This window comes from Microbulbifer sp. ABM4_008, from assembly GCF_056311705.1.
The window spans coordinates 2,101,840-2,118,477 of the sequence record NZ_CM149970.1 but is presented as its reverse complement, the minus strand read 5'-3'; the positions used below and the strand labels follow the sequence as shown (position 1 = coordinate 2,118,477).

The window sequence follows — 16,638 nt, the reverse complement described above, 5'->3', positions numbered from 1 at the left end:
CAAATACAACTTGACCCAATATAGCTGGCAGTACAAAGCATCTTAGACAGAGAGACTAATTCCTACTTCGACCAGAGCCTACGGTCAACCACCTTATTGATTTTAGTAAAATAAAAACACGGATCATTTAACAATTCATAATTACTGAACTTGTTTTTTGGCGCATCATCAAATCGCAATACGGGCATTTTTTCACTGAAGTTCCGAAGACCAGATTTCGACAATGCTTTAATTTCTTCTGCAATCGAATCAGTTAATACAATCTCAACACTATTCAATATAAAGTTTGAAATTTCTTTGAATAATCCAAAAGCACCAGAATCATAATCATCAGTTGTGGCTCTAAATGAGAAAACCAATTCATGCTCAGATGAAATTGCAGCACGAACATAATATTTGATTAGATCACCTTCCTGGCAGCTTAAATCTTGCACAGCGTAGGCAACCCATTGAACACCATTCGTATTAGGTAGCTTGAAGGTTTGCCAGAACAGCGGGAAAAGATAGAGCCATTCCTGGAAAACAGACCCAGTACCTGGGGAGTAATAGGCTTTAATATCACTATCAACCCAATGCTCATAGTCACTGGCTTTAAGTAGATTTAAGTCATTGCCTATCTTCCTAAGTGAGGCAGTAAATTCCATCCCTCCAACATCAGGATTAATGAACGGCGGGCCATGATATTTATACCGCTCCTCTGCAAGCAGTATGCCCCATGCATTGTTGCGAATTTCATTAAAACTATCTAAGGAGTAGATATTCTCATTGAAAGCCAATGGCAAATCAGCACTTGGCTCTTCACCACTAATTTTTGAGGCGTTGCTTAAGGGCTTTAAAAAAGTAAGCTTGGTACCAGAAAGATTACATCTTACCGGTACTGACTTTCTTAAATTAGGCCCTTTAGGGCTTTGTGTAGTGCCAAATAACATCAATTTTTCACAAGCTGCTTTCAAATTAGCTATTTAGATTAGCACGAAATGCCAATGCAGTCTCTAAATCACCTAAGCTATTAGTTGGCATTGAGCTAAGATCCCCCTTATGCATTTGTCCAAATAATAACTTTGCTTTTTGAAGGGAGCCACTGTTTATTGACTTTGCAACAGCAAATCCTACTACAGCAACCCCTGCCACAGTAAGTGCAGTTGAGGCATTACTGGCAGTAGCTTCTGTAACAACTTTCATAGTCTTATACATGGTACCCATAGTACCATGAAGTGCAGTTGCTGATTTTTCTGCGATAGCGTCCATATTTTTGGATAAAGCGTCTAGCTCCCCCGACCCATTTGCTTTTACCAGCGCCGAAAAAACTCCGGCCCCTGCTGTAGCACCAGCTTTAATGCCTGCACCAATAGCTCCCTGGGTACTTAGCAAGGGCGCCTTGGGCTTAAGAGCGTTAGATATGGCTGTCTTACTGGTAGCAGCAAACGCTGGGTGTAATTGACTTCGCTCTTGCTCACAAGCGGAAACCTGTGTACGACGTTTCAGCAAAGCATATTCACTTGAATACAAACTATCAGTAATAAGGTTTTTGAAGCTAACTGGACTCCTCGTCCCCCGTTTCTCACTCCACTCCATACCAATACTGGTCATAGCACGGTCTAATCGATTATCATTTACAGTATAATTATTTAGAAAAACCTGCTGTAGCTTTTGACTGTTGAATGCATCTCCTGATGAACTTTCATCTTTTGCCTTATATACATTCTCGACATTAACTTTTTTGGCAACGCTCTTTACAACATCTCTAAAAACTTTATCCCCGTTACCATTGGTAGTCCAACATACTACAGGATCAGGCAAGCCAGTTTTCTTAGCAGCGGCAAACTTAAGCACCTTAGCTTTATCAGCCTTAGATTTATTCTTTTCTTTGATAATATCGTCGCGACTTTTAGTGGCAATATTGCCAAAATTGGGATTACCCAACTGATCTTTTGCCTTCTGATTGTTAGTTAGCTTCTTAACAGCTTCTTTACCAGTTACTTGTCTGCGTTGATACTCAGATGCACTAATACGAGCAGCACCTGTAACAATACTGGCTATTTCATTAATAAACTTGGCTTTTTTATTAACAGTTTCTGTTTTCCGCGTGGCGAAAAAGCCCTTTATTCCACGTTTTTTTGGGTAGTGGAACATATAAAATGTATCCCCAGCCCCTACTTCTCGCCCTGGGTGACCAGCATTAATAACTGGTGCTCCATATCGGGCGCTAAGTTTAGTATCAGCAACGTTAGAATCACATATCAAAATATGGGTAACGGACGTTGGGGTAATTTTGAGCTGATTAGGTTCAATTTTAACTACCTCCCATATTGGCTTGTCGTTTACTGATGTTTTACTATCGGATGAAACCTTAAATAAAGTAGCCTTTTTGTCTCCCTGTGTAAGAGATTCATCCTCAAAATCAATCTGAATATCATTAAGATAGATATCCCCATCAGGCAACAATGTGTAACTTATTTCATATCCGCGTTCGGTTTTTACTTTAATTCGCTGATTCTCGAGGTGCGTATGAGTATCAAAATCATTTGGTTTAGACAATAAACCACGAATGGCCATGTAAGCACCCACAGCATGGAAGTTTGGCTTACTACCCATTGTACTGGAATAGATACGCCCCCAAAGCTCAGCCGTTCCAGGTGAGGCAACTAAATTTCGCCCCCCGCTGCTACAGAGGATGTGAGTTTTAATTTGCTGTTCCATCTTTGCTTCCTTTCCTACCCCTGATACTAGAGCTGCTATTTGGTACATTCATCAAGCTCCACTCTCCTCTGAGAAAAAGCATGGAGCCAGTTTAGTTTCATCTGGATGCGCAAATTTATCAGCAGGTTAACGCTCTGTATAATTTCAGGAGAATAACAATAAAGAAAAAAATTTCACTTACAAAGAAGACTAGCAAGTCATACTATTTTCAGTAAAAATTTGAGCCATTCACAATTAAATGCAACAAAAATTGATTACGAATTTAACAAGCTCAAGCCAGTTGGATGTAATGATATGTAATAAACTCCCCAAGGTATCACAAGGGCATCTCTCCCCCAGAAGTACCAATGTACAACTTCCGACAAAAAGCAGCCCCTAATCTATCCGCACCTCCATACTTCTTTTCTGCCATATTTGGCAGAATTTCATTGCTGCTACACTAATCACAATTAACCTTCACCGCCGATAAATTAATCAGCTATCGCCTGTCATCGTGATATGTAAAAAACACCCGCATCAAATTGTTCTGACTCTAAGGGCTGCCAAAAGCGCCGGCACCGTAGCCCACGAAACCCTCACCACCATTGCCAAGACCAATATCATAGAGTGGATACTCAGCAAAGTAACACATGATTCACATAGAACATCTATAAACTCTAAAGTGTTGAATTTAAGAAAATACATACCTAAATTTATCATATCTCCTACCAAAAAATTTCTAGACCCCACCAACCCTTAAAAACTTTCGCTTGGAGGTATCAAAGAAATTAGTTACCCGCTACTCAATCTTAAATGATATTCAGCCCCACTCAGCACAATCATTAAACAATACAAATAAAACACTTATCCTAAAACAACATTAGCTCTCAAAAACATCATTGCCCCCGAAACAACTTAAATAAAATAACTGTAGAAAAGGAAGACACCACCAAGAGCAAAAACAAAAACCCCCTACTTAACATTAAATCCATCTGGTATCTATTCTTATACTCTTTCCTAATTAATCTATCAAAGTCTAAGCTTCTCTTATAGTGAGAAACATCTACAATCATCCCCTCATATAGATTCTTATCTAAATATAAGTCTATTTCACTTTGAGGCCAACCTTTTGAGTTTCGAACATACCTATCTTCAGCTCGATCACAGTACCAACTTCTATTCTCAAGATCTTTTGTATTAATACATACATTAAGAAGGTCAATTGTTATCTGATAATCATGAACTTTAGATATTGAGACTATCTCTCTTTGACGCTCCTCGCTAAACCTGTCATTTTCATGGATTAGCTTCTCCAAATAGAAATACGGAGGAAGAATAATTAATAGCTGAATTAAAATTATTAAATAAAATTTCCTGAAAGCCGTCTTAGAAAACCATAAAACTACATCCTTAGCCAATATATTAACCGCATTAAAATTTTCTTTTATGTCTTTAGGCTCCATAAACGTTACTCACATTACTTATAACGAAAGCCAAATGAAAGCGGGAAGACCAAGCATGCCGTTCTCAGGAATAATTACAGACGGCAACCTTTCCCCTCCAGATCAAAGTTAATATGATTTCTCATAAATCATCAAACTTAAAAATATAATAACCATCAAACTAACCAGAATTCAAATGACACCTTAAATTTTATTAGTCTCCTCCACAATTTCCCCTCCATTAGAATCAGGCGATCCATCATCTCTATATAGGGCGAAACCAGCAACCAGCTTAACTCTCGACTGCCTACTAAAAGCAAGGTTATACAAGCAATCCTTACCCTGACAAACAAACGAGCAATTCTGGACACCCACCACTTAAAAAGTATAACCCGTCAACCCTATCAGCTACAGCGTTAGCCAGTTCCAAATACGAGAGCACAAAGAGCAATCAAGGAAACTAGCCTTTCAGCACAGAAGCTTAGAGAAATATAGGCGCGTAAATTTTCTTATTGGAATATATTAAGTTTTATTCAGTGTCAATGCTAAGTAAAATCGATAGATATCCATCAGTATTGCGGGTTGCGATCAAACAAATTTCTGAAGAGTCCATACTTACAATAAGAGAACCACAACGTGAAGTAAGAATAGAGAGAAGGCGCTGACCCAAGGTGCTGCAACACCAGGGGCCAGCTAACCAAATTGATAAACACGATATCAAGATGGCTGTATGCATACTACGCTAGAAACCCGCTCGTCTTCAATAAAGTGGAGCACAATCAGCAGCTTGGAGCGACTCCCCAAGCTCTGGGAGCCTAGCGCCCGCCTTTTCCTATTCTGCGCCCACCGCCCCCGCGCCCCACCCCACTCTTCCACCAAGTATCACTTACCAAGCTCCCCCGCCAAGGAATACCCACCCAAAGTTTGAGTATCGGTAGGAAGAAAACATGTTGATCCTAAAGCGCCGAACAGGCGAAAACCTAAGAATTGGAACGAATGTCTCGATTACAGTGTTGGAAGTGAAGGGAAATCAAGTAAAGATAGGCATCCGCGCCCCTAAAGCTCTTCCAGTCCACCGGGAAGAGATCTATGTGCGCATCAAAAGATGAACAAAAAATAGTCAATGGAAGTCGCTGAGAGTAAAATTTCCAAGGAAGGAGACCTCACAGGTCTAAGCCTAAATCGCGATAAACTCCCATAAAGCTACACTACGTCAAACTATAATTATCGGACCCGCGCTCCAGCTGGAGCGCAGTGCTAACCGTGTCAGCTGGGTATTTCGCAGCGACAACAATCTTTTGTTATGGTTACTTTTCAAAACGAATATGCTTGGCTCCTCCAATAGATTTCTTCCCTAATTGGCAAAATTTTGACCAGACTTCTCCACACTTCAAGTTGGGCCATAACCAGCTTACATAGTGAATATGCTCACCGTATTCCCAATGATTACCATTAACTGCTCTATCTTTTAAATCAAAGAAAAACATGTGCCAATATCGTTGATCGATACGATAAAACATGTGCGCTGTTGTTCGCTTAACAAATCGAGGAGACTGAAACAGCTTATTCACTGCTTTCTTTGCATCTTGACTGAGTTTTCCAACGCCATTCCCTTTGATAGCTTGTATATTTTTATCCGTGAATCTTATATTTTCTGGGGTTTCTTCTAAATGTTTGCAAGCATGCAAGTAAGGGAATTCAATAATTTTTGCCTCTGAAAGCTTGACTAAATATATCAGGTCGCTAGGTTTTAATGTCAGAGCAGAACAAATTTTATCAACTTCTTTTTTCGTATCAGCTTCAAACAGATTAAACACGTCAATTTCCATAAAAAGCCTGTATTTTAACCCTCCACAAGAGACGCAGCTATGCTGCATCCTGTTGACCACCCTTACTAAGTTCTTCTGTATTAATGGATTTAAATTTTTTGGATGTTGCCCACCAAGAACCGCCAGCAATGGATATGAGTATGCCTAAAAAACCCAGCACCGTGTAAAACATATTGTTGAGAAAGCTAATTTCTCGGTCGACGACATCTTTTTCTACAAATTTTTCGATGTTGGAAGAAACTTCTTGATAATCACGCTGTAGAGTTTTTAATTTAACCAAATCCTCTGGATCTGAAAACATATAAGTTTTTAAAATGTCGAAATCAGATCTTAACTGCTGAAATGTTTTAACCTTATCTACATCAACATCACCGACTTCAATTGATCTTTCAATATTTGCTAAACGTTGCTCTACTGATGAACCAGAAAGATTAGCTAACTGCTTTTCAAGGATTGTAATTTGCTTTCTAAGTTCTGGTATCCTTTCCATACCATCGGCTTCAGCAGCCAATATTCGTTCATATTGTAACATTAGATTCTTAGAGGGCTCTAACAGCATCATCGCGATTAGCATAAATATCATCGGAAAAATTAGCTTTGGAAGTAAATTTGCCAACAGCGTTTGTCGTTCAAATAAATCGCGTTTTCTACCTAGAAGATACTCTCTCTTAAACCTCTCCTTTTCTAAGTCCATCACTATTTCTTCTTTCATGTATACTCCTTTCCTTAATAGAAAACGTAATAGTTAATTAAAAATAAAAATCTATATCACACATCTCTATAATTTCCAAGCCCGTCGGTATATAGAGCCCGCAGTTTGAAGCGGTCCCAAAAACTCTGAATGTCCACCATATTTTGCGCCCACTAATTTTACGCTCCACCTCACTCTACTTCCACAGATCACTTACCAAGCCTCCCCATCAAGGAATCCCCACCCACAGCTTGAATATCGGTAGGAGAAAACATGTTGATCCTAAAGTACCGAACAGGCGAGAACCTAGAATTGGAACGAATGTCTCGATCACAGTACTGGAAGTAAAGGGAAATCAAGTAAAGCTAGGTATCCGCGCCCCCAAATCCCTTCCCGTTCATCGTGAAGAGATCTATGTGCGCATCAATAGAGAAAAAAAAGTAGGCAATGGAAGGCGTTGAGGGCAAATTCTCCAAGGAAGGAGGCCCACCCACACTTTCACTAATCATGGCCAATGCCACGCAGCGGTGCCACTCCATACATTGACTTGTTAGCAGTAACTTCTCGGACGAATGCGTACTTTGATAGCTCGTGGAGAAAATATCTAACTACCAGAATATTATTTGAATACCTCCTTAGTAAGGGAGATATCAAGTAGCCAAATATGAAAGCAATTGGAACCATAAAGACAAAATACACAATTGTAATAACAAAAGCTGATACAAGTATGAACTCCGCAACTCCTGAAAGTGTCAACTGGCTAATCAATTGAAAGATATAGTCTTGATCAGCATGTTTAACGGCCACCAATATTCCAACAAGACTTACCATATAAAGGCTCAAGCTCAATATTCGGTTCTTTGACTCTGGATCATATACAAAGCTAAAGAATCTCGTCATTAGCCCTTCAATACTAAATGGACGATTCTTTTTGTGGAATGCTTCAAGACTATCGATATTCTGTAGACTTTCGAACAAGCTATTACCTATATGACTCGTCAATGTACGAAGATACATCAGCTTAAGCTCTTGCTTTGTGCTTCCTTTAACTCCTAATTTATCATTTAGTCTCCTTATAAGGTTGCTATCATATTCTTTGGCAGCCATTCTCCAAAATATCATTCCGATAACCTGAGGAACTATCCCAAAGACTGAACTAACAGGATTGTTTTGATCAAAACCACCAGATATATACATTCCAAGAAATATAAAAGGCGAGCCAATAAACAAAAACACGATACCTTTAAAACCAAACAGCATTAGATCAATGCAGGCTAAATAGTATTCCTTTGCTATCCGATGTATCTCATCCATGCCACATATCCCTTAAGGTTTGGAACAGCCGTAACGCGGTATAGACTGCTCCAGCCACGTTTTTTACGGTGACGACATCATCTTGTTAGGCCTGTGGGCATTCAGGCAAGCTAAGCAAGTTGTTTGGCTGCTCCCCATCATTCTGTGTTTTTAAGTACTTATTGCCGGCTGCACTGTTTGAAACTATGACCCAAACTGATTGGCCATTTACACTTACATAGAATTTCCATTTTCCTGACTCAATCCCCTCTATAGCTCTATCCAGGGTAATCTTCCAGCGAGTACCGTCACCGTTAATACCACCAACATGACTGATACGATCATGAGCACTTTGACGATTCGTTTTGTTGATACATTTTATTTGATGATTCTCTGCCATTTTCTACTCCATGAAAGTTGCTTTATGGCCTAAAAGTTAATTCAAGAGCAGGATCTATATATCATGCATCTCTATAACTGCAAAGCTAGCCAGCCCGATGATACAAAAAGTACAGAGGAGTAAGAAGTGAAAGTAATTCTGGACACCCACGGCTTGCACACCATTAGGAATCAAATAGGTTGACCATAAAGCACCGAACCGGCAAAAACCCTTAAGTTGGAACAAATGTCCTAGTTGATTTGCTCGAAGTGAAAAGCAGGCATCTACGCCCCCAAATCACTCTCAGTCCATCGTAAATAGATCCATGCGCGTATGACAATGGAAGGCATTGAGAGCAGATCCACCAAGGAAGGAGCCTAAGATAAAACCCTATCTTTTTCTAAACCATCCTATATCAGATAGGGATGTATCAAGTTCTGAAAATAGTACTAACGTCTCCATCAGTCGGAGCTTGCTTTGTGGATTTTACGTATGAAGATAGGAGCGTAGCGACCGTGTAAAATGTATACAAAGCTCTGCCTGATTATACATTTTACTAATGCTCTTCAATTGGATATTGGCTTGCACCGTGGTTACCTATATTTGGAGCGCTATTTTTTAATTGAAACAACTCTTCTCTAGAGCCCTTTTCTGCATACAAACTAACCGTAAACCTGTTTGTATACTCACATGAGCGAAGATCGACCTCCGTACCGGCTGCTATGCTAATACCTTGAGCCGTGACATCCTGACTCAAAACATAAACGGAGGGGTTGGAACAGAGCAGGTCATAACTTGGAGAATTTGCCCACCAACCCAGGAAAAAGCCCGTGATGACCAGTGCCGTTGACATTAACAAACCTTTAAGAACTTTTTTCACGATCTATCTCGTTTAAATATAAAAATTTAACAGAGAAGCGAAGAGTCCAGAGCATCATACGTCCTCCTGTTAAATGTTGACATTCGCGAGGCAGTATCAAGGAAAAACAACTCTGGACACCCAGTAAATAGAGTGCCTAGCAGAGCAACAGTAGCCAGGTTAGAAAATTGGCACAGAAACTATATAAATAAATATAACTTCAACAAGCTATAGTTAAACATCGAGTCAGGATGACTGACAACCACACTTCCGTATTCTGCCCCACGGCGATCGTTCCCCACCCGCAGAACACCCCTTACCAAACTCCCCCAACAGAGATACCCACTCACACCTTAAGAATCAACAGGAAGCAAGCATATCTAAGAAATAAATGAATCTAGCATCTCTACCCTATCTGAAAATTCAGAAGCAAATATTCCTAACGCTTTTATCCGGACACAGATACCCTAAACTATTATTCTGCTCATAATCTATACTTCTTCACATGATCAGTTGTTAGACGGCAAATAGTATTTTTCTTAAAAAGGCCAGATACCACATTCTGACCTAAATGTATCTTGGGTGTATTATGTATGCATTTTCAATGTATCTAAAAGATCATCTTTAAAATCAATTTGCTCTAATGATTCAGCTGTAAAAATCAAAGCTAATGCTTGATCCACAAAAACATAAACTGCCCCATTAACTTCCTCTACCTGCTCAACCACTGCCCAACTATAAAAACTATGGCCATGTTGACAAGTTTCTTTAATACCCTCTGGAGTAATCTCATACTCTTTAGAGCCTAATATTATTCCATCTTTGTTTGGTGTAAAGCACTTGCCTATTTTTACAGCCAACAACCTACTAAGAGCAACATAAAAAAGAAACGCAAGTGATATTACCATAACTAATATGAACGGACTCAGCTCAATTTTCCCAGTCTTAAACTGAACACAAGACATAAAAATTAAACCGATAGCCAACCAAACAACTAGGTTCTTAAGAATCGATATCCATGTATGAGATTTCAAACGACTACATACCACAAAGTCACAAAAATTATTATGGTCAGCTTTAGAGGTTACTACTTTAAGTTTCAAACGAATCTCCACAATCTACATCATATATAAAGGGCAATTACTATCGCCATAGCAGAAATATCATAGACATTTATCACCCAGCTTTCTGGGTGTTGATCTCCTTGCACCAATAGCGTAGTAGTTAGAAATGACACTAACAGCAGCAGTATAAATACAGCGGTTATCAATAGAAGTTTGCATGCCAGGAGTATAAATCTCTTCATAAAACAAAAACCTAGGTTAGGCAGTTGAAGGCAGGTGCAACCTGTACCTATATTTGTCTAAATAATTAGCTCAATACGACCTCCCTACATAAGGGAGGCCTTAACCACTTTAACCTTTTTACTTTATGTCCTGACCTTCAGACTGAGGTTAAAGTGGGGCCCTTATTCTCCCACTCGTCAATCATTCTTTCGGTCAGCGCCCTCAAACGTCCCATGTACAGAATATCTTCTTGAAGCTCTTCAGCTTCTTCATCATCACATTCGTTAATATCAACATCACACAATTTTTCTTCGTAGCAAGCAAGGGCTTCTCGTATGTAGTTCAAATCTTTGTAGTTATAAGACATCACTTAACTCTCATATATTTTTTTAAGGCGGCAAGCTTTTCAAAATACTCGGAAACAGGCATATCGATTTCCGCTTCAATCGAGTAGTGGGTATTGCCTTCTGCATCGGGAAACATATCTTTTGCAATAATCAACCCTGGTTCCAATCTCGCATCTTTGGTAATTATCCACCAAGCATCCTTTCCCTCTCTAAATGGAACTTTACTACTGATACCATCGAAAAGTGATACCCCACCCGATTTAGCCAAAATATACGGCTCTGAAGAGCCTGGCATCCGGTAGGTTACGATATCGTTTCGTTTGGGCCTTTCTTCACCCGTTCTGTTGTTTTTCACCATCATTGGCCGATGGTCCTCACGATACCTAACTTTATCGATCTGCGGATTATCAAGCTTTCCTTTCCTAAGCACCACATCCACATCAAATCTCTTCATATAGACTTGACTGGCACGTTTGTGCAGTTTTGCGTGCCCTATGGCATCATCCCGTGTAAAGCTCAAAACATTTAGACCCATTGACTCACTCCATAAGTTTCAATCCGATGTTGGTAAGCGATATTACTTCAATGCTTAACGACGAGCCACAGCCAGCCGCAAACCTGATCCCCTTTGCCATTAGAGCCATAGCTAATCCAATTAGTTAACTCAGTAGCTTGAAGCGACTCCCCAACTTCCCAGCACCTAATTCCCGTCTTTTACTGATCCACGTCCACAACCCCAAACCGACGAAAATCTACAAGCTGGGACATACATCTCAGCAATAGTGCTGGAAGTGAAAGGAAATTAAGTAAAGATAGGCATCCACGCCCCCAGGTGAGAGATCTATGTCTACATCAAAAGCGAACGGAAATTAGGCTATAGGGGTTGTCCAGGTCAGGCTTCCCAAGGAAGAAGGCCCTACCCCTCTCTGTAGAAGTTAAACTTTATTTGGCAACGAGATACATATCTCCACGCTCTGCCCCAACCTTTTCTTGAGTAAACTGTGCAAAATGTACATAAATAAGTTATTCCAAAAAGGCCCGAAGAGCCGTAGCATACTACTTGTGCTTGTTAGGCACCGGGCTCACCAGAAAGAAGGAAGTACGCTGTGTAGGCTAATCCAGCTACTAACAACCAAAATGAAATACTGACAATCACCACCAGAAACCCATTTGGCTCTCTCCCTTTCTCTGTGAAAGGTTTACAAATGAGATTGCCAGGGAAATGGAACATGACCTCGACAATGATTGTAAATATAGTCTCAACAATAAATCGACCGAGAAATCTAAATACACCGCCTATTACTTCTTCCACTAATTCTCTCTCCGAACCCAGGATTTTTGACGCCTAAAGCACTTACAGTAAAATCAAATCGAAGCAATGGTTTTTACACCGTATGCCTTTTCGTTTTAAATGTGAGTTCAATCCGAACCTCCTGAGTCAGAAAATTCGTTGCTACAATTGGATTCTACTAGGGATGAATCACTTCTATTCATAGAAATCACAACAGAATCAATTTCTTTCCTGGCCTCGATTGAGCTAAGACTTACGCCAAATTCTGTACAATATTTATCAAACTGCTTTTTATCTGACCACATGTATATTGCGTACATTTGATACTTAGTCAGTTTGGGATAGTGGTTTTGAACACTATTAGCCACCTCAGAGGCTAAATACTTTCTCTTATTCCCCCAATCATTTGATAATTTACGCCTTAAATCCCTTTTGAAGATCCGTATGGCCTTGCGTTTACTTGACAATTTAAAAAACCACACGATCGGGTACCTTTACCGATTAATTCAAAAGCTACATCTGTATATCATGCTTCTCTCTAATTCTAAATCTCATATATCCTAGAACACAAAAAAATACAGAGAATCAAGAAACCACCTTTAACTGATAAGTATGTCAAATAAAGATATAGAGCAACCTTTTATATTTTTGTACTTTCTTTGCTCTGTATATTTTTAGAAATGCTTTATGAGTCAATGAGGTTACCCACAAGTAACGAACCGGCAAAAACCTAAAAATTGTTACGGATTCCTCACTCACAGTGTTGAAGTAAATGGAAAATAAGTAAAGATATGCCTTCTACCCCAAACCCCTTGTCATCCATCGAGGCGACATCTAAGTGCGCATCAATCATGAACAAAAAGTAGGACTAGAGAGCCCTGCTGTAGTATCTATTTGATAGATGGTACATAACTGTAGGATTTTTCAGAACTTGGGCAAAGTACGGGCTATCCTATTCATTGCTTAAAAGGTTGAATCATGCAGAAATCTATTACGATTATTGGTGCCACAGGTCAGCTGGGTCACCAGGTAGCGCGAAAACTGGACGCTAAAGGTGTCCAGGTAACTGCGCTCGTAAGGGACGCGGCTAGCGCTCGCACTATCCTTCCAGAGAGTATCCAGCTTATCGAGGCAGATGTCTCGGATAAAGAGAGCCTGGTGCCTGCACTGGTTGGTACCAGAACGCTTTATATCACCCTGAATACCACGTCACTCGACCCGACTTTACCCTTTCATAGTGAGCGTGAAGGTGTGATTAATATCGTGGAGGCTGCAAAGATCAATGGTGTGCAACACATCATGCAGATTGCTGGTATTGATTATCTCCACCCAGAGTTTGCGGACAAGGGGCTTGAGTACAAGACCAATGTAATCCGTAAGCCAGGGATAGAGGCCATTAAAAGTTCGGGCATTGATTTCACCTTCTTCTTCTGCTCGTTCTTCCTGGACTCTTTCCCCACATTTATAGAGAACGGTCAATTTTCTATCATCGGCGATCATATCCACCCTATCTACTACACCAATACAACAGATCTCGCAGAGATGATCGGTAATGCTATCGGGAATGAGATGGCCTACAACCAGAGTTTTTCAGTTCAGGGTACTGAGGGGATGTCTTTACCAGAGGCGGCCAGAACGTTTCTAGAGGCATATTCTCCGGGAACAGAAATTGCCGTTCACCCTATCGCGGCCATTGCAGAAATGGGCCTGCCCGAGGAGCAGGCAGTATTTATGGAACATATGCTGACTTACGTAGAACAGCTAAAGGAGCAACCAGTGAGTCAAAAAACTTGGCAGGTGTTAGGTAAGCCAGATACAACTATCACAGATTTTGCCCGAGGTCTGTCAAACGCTTCATAGCGACTGATCCTTGTTCAGTATTGCGTCCTCTGTGCTCAGCCGCTTCATCAAGTCAGTGGCTGCAGGACCCAGTGGACGCTTACTGGACCAGATAATATCTACACCGTGTGACAACTCTTTCTCCTGCTCAAATACTAGCGGGAGCTGTATCAGTTTTTTCGCCGCTATCCCTTTCGCAACCACGTGTAGTGGCAATACTGCCCAGCCCAAATTGGCGTTGACAAGGTCAAGTGCATCATCGACACGTGACACACTCCACACGTCGGGAGACACCAGCCAGCGAGTTTGGCTGGATATCTCAAACTCCTGCAATAAGATTTGACGGTATTGTTTCAGGTCTTCCCAGGTTACTTCAGTAAGTTGTGCTATCGGGTGCTCAGCACAGGCGACGCCAGTGAGCTTCAGATGGCCCAGGGCTCTGAAATCACATCCAGTGGGCACTTCATCCAGCTGTGTGATAATCCCGAGTTGGGCTACGTCCCCTTCAACCCAGGTTTGTACATCCTGAACACTTCCCGCTCTGAGAGTGATCTGAACATGTGGATATTTGGTCTCAAACTCTTGAAAGAGTCCACCCAGGTTTTTAATCCGCACATGCTGGGCTATAGCTAACGTCAACCGGGCCTCGACATCCAGAGACAACCCCTGTGCGATCGCCATCAAACGCTCGCGTTGCTCGATAAGATTCCGTGCGCGTTCCAGCAGTGACTCACCTGCATCCGTCAATCGCGGGTATCGTTGACTTCGATCAAATAGATTGACTCCCAAGTCAACCTCCAGATTCGATACCAGTGAGCTGATTACCGACTGTGCCTTTCCACATTTACGTGCAGCGGCTGAGAACGAGCCAGCCTGCTCGGTTGCTACAAATGCTTCCAGTTGCTCAATAGAAACTGCCACGCGCCCAACCTATCTGTTTAAGGTATAGTATCTAACTTATCCCACCTAAAATAACTATATATCATTCAGGCATATTTCCTCAACCAGAGTGAGTATGGCTGATGACTAAATCATTGAAGAATCGTTTATTCCATGCGGTTTCCTACGAGTTTTTTCTGCTGCTGACAGGTGGCTTACTGGTGGTGCCAGTGTTTGATCTGGAGGCACACCAATCGCTAGTACTTGCGGCTGGACTATCACTGTTTGCGCTGGTCTGGAATATGGTTTTCAATCACGCTTTTGACTGGTACTTATTGAATATACGTAAAAACCCGGAGAAGACATTTATCGTTAGAGCCATGCATGCGTTATTGTTTGAAGGGGGTATGTTGGTACTGACGTTGCCAGTAATCGCCTGGGGCTTTAATCTGACTATCCTAGAAGCATTTATGCTTGAGATAGTCATGGTGATTTATATCGTGATATATACCTATGTATTCAACTATTGGTTCGATAAGCTGCATAGCTCGTTTCAAGTTACTGAACACAAACGTTAAAGGTCTTCTCCACTTTCTATTTTAGATGAAATGCAGGACCAGTTAAGATACACATCGCCGGAATCACCCGATGGGGGCAGAGATACATGCTTTCACTATGTGCTTAGCTCAATACCGATACATCTTAAATTTGTTAGCAGTTCTTTATATTGATCGGACTTGGTAGATAAATATTGCAATTTAAGGTGCCTTTTAACTTCCGAATTACCAATGACAGAGTCAATTTTTGTACCGGATGCCGATGGTTCAGCATCGAAACCAAACTCAAATCCACAGCTAAATATTTGAAAATAACCAATACCACCCTCTAACTAAGCAGGAGCCCCCCAACTCAAGGCTACCACATATTGGATAATGCCAAGATCCATTAACTCTTTAACAAACTTTCTGGCTATATGCTTATTAATGGTTTTGAAGATGCCAGGGAAAGCACATCAAGTAAGATGCGTGCCTACTAAAACTAGGCATATCGATTGGATATGACCTCTTTTTAAATGAAGTGGTTCAGGGTTGATCTGACAGTTAACAGAAACTCTGGATACTCACCTAATGTAGCAGACACAGGACTGATACTTATTCAAACAGATTGATTTAGGACTTGTGATAATTTTAAGTTGAATGGTAAGGCTTCCGAGTTGATAGCAACTGGATTCTATCACTAACAGTTTTTGGGTTTTATCGACTGGAGTTCCGCCCATACGGGGTGATAGGAATTTTGTGGAGAAACGATAAAGTACCAACGAAGCTCATCAGTTTTTTCACAGTTAACTTGATTGCCTTTAAAGTAAAGGGTCTGCTCTTTATTGGTTACAAATGGCTCAATCCACTTTATCTGACCAGTATACTTGCCATCATCCCACTCAATTGTAATAGCCGGCTCATATTCTTTGCCTTGAGTGACGGCCTTGTACAACCCCCTATAGTAGGAGGCTATAAAATCCTGGATTTCGACCTTCCCAAAAACTTGGTTCTTCTCTGGCTTGTGAGTCCATGAAAAAGCATAACTAAAGAAATCCGCTTTTTCTTGTTTATACATGCCAGGCAAAAACACAAGCTCTTCAACACCATTCAAGGTGATATCCGAAGCAAATTCGATCGGAAAAGGAATCACTTCAGTCTTTGAATTCTTTGGGAATTCGGAATAAGTGCTAAGCCCTTCAGCAAAAAGCAAAGGGGAAAAGAGGAGCGTAACACAAGCAACCAATCGAATCAGAACACCATCAAGCCTTAAATAATTATCCATTTA

The 16,638-nt window shown here is 40.8% G+C and carries 17 protein-coding genes and 1 pseudogene; 4 read left to right on the top strand and 14 right to left on the bottom strand.

What is annotated here, in order from left to right:
• Positions 1-62: 62 nt before the first annotated feature.
• The 3 genes from ACYX4J_RS09220 to ACYX4J_RS09210 form a co-directional block, all read right to left on the bottom strand.
• Entirely contained in the window at positions 63-953 is an 891-nt protein-coding gene (locus tag ACYX4J_RS09220) for a hypothetical protein (protein WP_413665594.1), read from the bottom strand.
• A gap of 1 nt (position 954) precedes the next feature.
• A complete protein-coding gene (locus ACYX4J_RS09215) occupies positions 955-2,700 on the bottom strand; it encodes a hypothetical protein (RefSeq protein WP_476178430.1) in 1,746 nt (581 codons plus the stop codon).
• 875 nt (positions 2,701-3,575) lie between these two features.
• Positions 3,576-4,142: a hypothetical protein gene (locus ACYX4J_RS09210; RefSeq protein WP_476178429.1), complete on the bottom strand. Its 567-nt coding sequence runs from the start codon at positions 4,140-4,142 to the stop codon at positions 3,576-3,578.
• A 926-nt stretch (positions 4,143-5,068) separates the two neighbouring features.
• Here ACYX4J_RS09210 and csrA (ACYX4J_RS09205) point away from each other — a divergent pair.
• Positions 5,069-5,230, top strand: coding sequence for a carbon storage regulator CsrA (csrA, locus tag ACYX4J_RS09205; protein ID WP_476178428.1), 162 nt, complete (start codon positions 5,069-5,071; stop codon positions 5,228-5,230).
• Positions 5,231-5,428: 198 nt separating this feature from the next.
• Here the strand turns inward: csrA (ACYX4J_RS09205) and ACYX4J_RS09200 are convergent, their stop codons facing one another.
• Entirely contained in the window at positions 5,429-5,938 is a 510-nt protein-coding gene (locus tag ACYX4J_RS09200) for a hypothetical protein (RefSeq protein ID WP_476178427.1), read from the bottom strand.
• 49 nt (positions 5,939-5,987) lie between these two features.
• Positions 5,988-6,662, bottom strand: a complete 675-nt coding sequence (locus ACYX4J_RS09195) for a hypothetical protein (RefSeq protein WP_476178426.1) — start codon at positions 6,660-6,662, stop codon at positions 5,988-5,990.
• Between the two features lie 252 nt (positions 6,663-6,914).
• Between ACYX4J_RS09195 and csrA (ACYX4J_RS09190) the strand changes: the two are divergent.
• Positions 6,915-7,102, top strand: a pseudogene (csrA, locus tag ACYX4J_RS09190) (carbon storage regulator CsrA).
• Between the two features lie 40 nt (positions 7,103-7,142).
• On the opposite strand, the gene ACYX4J_RS09185 reads toward csrA (ACYX4J_RS09190), so the two are convergent.
• From ACYX4J_RS09185 to ACYX4J_RS09155, 7 genes are all read right to left on the bottom strand, one after another.
• The gene (locus ACYX4J_RS09185; protein ID WP_476178425.1) at positions 7,143-7,955 is read right to left on the bottom strand and encodes a hypothetical protein; all 813 of its coding nucleotides are present in this window, start codon (positions 7,953-7,955) and stop codon (positions 7,143-7,145) included.
• Positions 7,956-8,040: 85 nt separating this feature from the next.
• Positions 8,041-8,334 (bottom strand): DUF3892 domain-containing protein, encoded by a 294-nt coding sequence (locus ACYX4J_RS09180; protein WP_476178424.1) that lies wholly within the window; start codon positions 8,332-8,334, stop codon positions 8,041-8,043.
• A 535-nt stretch (positions 8,335-8,869) separates the two neighbouring features.
• The gene (locus ACYX4J_RS09175; protein WP_476178423.1) at positions 8,870-9,193 is read right to left on the bottom strand and encodes a hypothetical protein; all 324 of its coding nucleotides are present in this window, start codon (positions 9,191-9,193) and stop codon (positions 8,870-8,872) included.
• A gap of 566 nt (positions 9,194-9,759) precedes the next feature.
• On the bottom strand, positions 9,760-10,275 hold the full coding sequence (locus ACYX4J_RS09170) for a YcxB family protein (protein WP_476178422.1): 516 nt from the start codon (positions 10,273-10,275) through the stop codon (positions 9,760-9,762).
• 340 nt (positions 10,276-10,615) lie between these two features.
• Positions 10,616-10,825 (bottom strand): hypothetical protein, encoded by a 210-nt coding sequence (locus ACYX4J_RS09165; protein ID WP_282953297.1) that lies wholly within the window; start codon positions 10,823-10,825, stop codon positions 10,616-10,618.
• Entirely contained in the window at positions 10,825-11,340 is a 516-nt protein-coding gene (locus ACYX4J_RS09160) for a hypothetical protein (RefSeq protein WP_476178421.1), read from the bottom strand. The genes ACYX4J_RS09165 and ACYX4J_RS09160 overlap by 1 nt, the downstream gene beginning before the upstream one ends.
• 534 nt (positions 11,341-11,874) lie before the next feature.
• The gene (locus ACYX4J_RS09155; protein WP_476178420.1) at positions 11,875-12,117 is read right to left on the bottom strand and encodes a hypothetical protein; all 243 of its coding nucleotides are present in this window, start codon (positions 12,115-12,117) and stop codon (positions 11,875-11,877) included.
• 957 nt (positions 12,118-13,074) lie between these two features.
• Here ACYX4J_RS09155 and ACYX4J_RS09150 point away from each other — a divergent pair.
• Positions 13,075-13,956, top strand: coding sequence for an SDR family oxidoreductase (locus ACYX4J_RS09150; protein WP_476178419.1), 882 nt, complete (start codon positions 13,075-13,077; stop codon positions 13,954-13,956).
• On the opposite strand, the gene ACYX4J_RS09145 is transcribed toward ACYX4J_RS09150, so the two are convergent.
• On the bottom strand, positions 13,951-14,856 hold the full coding sequence (locus tag ACYX4J_RS09145; protein ID WP_476178418.1) for a LysR family transcriptional regulator: 906 nt from the start codon (positions 14,854-14,856) through the stop codon (positions 13,951-13,953). The genes ACYX4J_RS09150 and ACYX4J_RS09145 overlap by 6 nt on opposite strands.
• 101 nt (positions 14,857-14,957) lie before the next feature.
• On the opposite strand from ACYX4J_RS09145, the gene ACYX4J_RS09140 reads away from it, so the two are divergent.
• Positions 14,958-15,392 (top strand): PACE efflux transporter, encoded by a 435-nt coding sequence (locus ACYX4J_RS09140; RefSeq protein ID WP_476178417.1) that lies wholly within the window; start codon positions 14,958-14,960, stop codon positions 15,390-15,392.
• Positions 15,393-16,050: 658 nt separating this feature from the next.
• Here ACYX4J_RS09140 and ACYX4J_RS09135 read toward each other — a convergent pair.
• Positions 16,051-16,635, bottom strand: a complete 585-nt coding sequence (locus ACYX4J_RS09135; protein WP_476178416.1) for a hypothetical protein — start codon at positions 16,633-16,635, stop codon at positions 16,051-16,053.
• Between the last annotated feature and the right edge of the window lie 3 nt (positions 16,636-16,638).

Coding starts and splice junctions, on each gene's coding strand:
- ACYX4J_RS09215 (WP_476178430.1), bottom strand. CDS start 2,700: ATGGAACAGCAAATTAAAACTCACATCCTCTGTAGCAGCGGGGGGCGA.
- ACYX4J_RS09210 (WP_476178429.1), bottom strand. CDS start 4,142: ATGGAGCCTAAAGACATAAAAGAAAATTTTAATGCGGTTAATATATTG.
- csrA (WP_476178428.1), top strand. CDS start 5,069: ATGTTGATCCTAAAGCGCCGAACAGGCGAAAACCTAAGAATTGGAACG.
- ACYX4J_RS09195 (WP_476178426.1), bottom strand. CDS start 6,662: ATGAAAGAAGAAATAGTGATGGACTTAGAAAAGGAGAGGTTTAAGAGA.
- ACYX4J_RS09185 (WP_476178425.1), bottom strand. CDS start 7,955: ATGGATGAGATACATCGGATAGCAAAGGAATACTATTTAGCCTGCATT.
- ACYX4J_RS09180 (WP_476178424.1), bottom strand. CDS start 8,334: ATGGCAGAGAATCATCAAATAAAATGTATCAACAAAACGAATCGTCAA.
- ACYX4J_RS09165 (WP_282953297.1), bottom strand. CDS start 10,825: ATGTCTTATAACTACAAAGATTTGAACTACATACGAGAAGCCCTTGCT.
- ACYX4J_RS09160 (WP_476178421.1), bottom strand. CDS start 11,340: ATGGGTCTAAATGTTTTGAGCTTTACACGGGATGATGCCATAGGGCAC.
- ACYX4J_RS09150 (WP_476178419.1), top strand. CDS start 13,075: ATGCAGAAATCTATTACGATTATTGGTGCCACAGGTCAGCTGGGTCAC.
- ACYX4J_RS09140 (WP_476178417.1), top strand. CDS start 14,958: ATGACTAAATCATTGAAGAATCGTTTATTCCATGCGGTTTCCTACGAG.
- ACYX4J_RS09135 (WP_476178416.1), bottom strand. CDS start 16,635: ATGGATAATTATTTAAGGCTTGATGGTGTTCTGATTCGATTGGTTGCT.